The sequence below is a fragment of the Bacteroides sp. 1_1_30 genome (assembly GCF_020982715.1).
In the GTDB taxonomy this organism is placed as follows: Bacteria; Bacteroidota; Bacteroidia; order Bacteroidales; family Bacteroidaceae; genus Bacteroides; species Bacteroides xylanisolvens.
The window spans coordinates 1-1,084 of the sequence record NZ_JAJKHN010000225.1; the positions used below are offsets into that span (position 1 = coordinate 1).

The following is a 1,084-nucleotide window of genomic DNA, read 5'->3' on the forward strand; positions in this document are numbered from 1 at the left end:
ATGCGAATCAGTAGTTGAAATCACTAGCTGATTCAGTTAGTTAAATTGTTATTATTCAATTAATTATCTCATTTATTTATTTCTTAATCTCCTTGAAAATCAGTATATTAGAAGAATAAAACCACTCATTATTCTAATTATGATTCCCAAGGAGAAAGAGCTAAAACTTATAAAAATATATATGTATATCTGCGATGTTTATCAGTCTTCACTGAAGTTCTACTGTCAGAGGTTCAGTAATAACGCTACACCGATCTTCACTGATCAGGAGCTGCTTACCGTATATCTGTTCTGCGGAGCGTATCAGCGCTATTTTAGCATCAAAGAGATACATACATTCACCAAAGAATATTTGCTTTCCTGGTTCCCTAACCTTCCCTCTTATCAAACATTCAACTATCGGCTGAACCTGATGAGTGAGGCGATTAATGAACTGGTGAAGCATCTCATTACTTTCTTTAAACCAACAGATTGCGATTCTATGATATCACTTATTGACTCCATGCCCATCATTACTTGTGCAGGAAAGAACAAAACCGGAAAAGTGGCTACTGAAATTGCCACTAAAGGATACTGCTCTACAAAGAACATGTATTATTTCGGGCTCAAACTTCACACCTTAGCTTTCCGCAGGGAAGGAACCATTCCATTCCCCGAAATGATCATCTTATCATCGGCAGAGGAGAATGATCTGACTGTTCTTAAAAGAGAAGCCGCTGATAGTCTTATAAACAGATATATATTTGCGGATAAGATATACTCAGACTTCTCGTTCTGGGGAAACAAACAGCAGGAACAAGGGGTAACCATGATGACTCCCGTTAAAGCAATAAAGGGAGAGGAGCCTATTATTACTCAAAGAGAGAAAGCGGGCAGAGACCTGTTTTCAACTGCAGTATCAAAGGTCAGACAACCGATAGAATCTTTTTTCAACTGGCTGAATGAAAAAACAAATATTCAAAGAGCGATGAAAGTCAGATCTACATCTGGACTTTTAGTACATACGATGGGCAAAATTGCCATCGCATTCATTTATCTAATTTTCTAAAACAAGGAATCAGAGTTCAACTACTGATTCGCATTA

General features: G+C 37.3%; 1 protein-coding gene. It reads left to right on the forward strand.

Annotated elements, in window-relative coordinates; translation table 11 throughout:
* Positions 1-181 precede the first annotated feature (181 nt).
* Entirely contained in the window at positions 182-1,048 is an 867-nt protein-coding gene (locus LPH68_RS26345) for a transposase (protein ID WP_004310695.1), read from the forward strand.
* Positions 1,049-1,084: the final 36 nt, after the last annotated feature.

What these genes read in the sequence shown, in the direction of transcription:
- LPH68_RS26345 (WP_004310695.1), top strand. Translation starts at nt 182, where the DNA reads ATGTATATCTGCGATGTTTATCAGTCTTCACTGAAGTTCTACTGTCAG.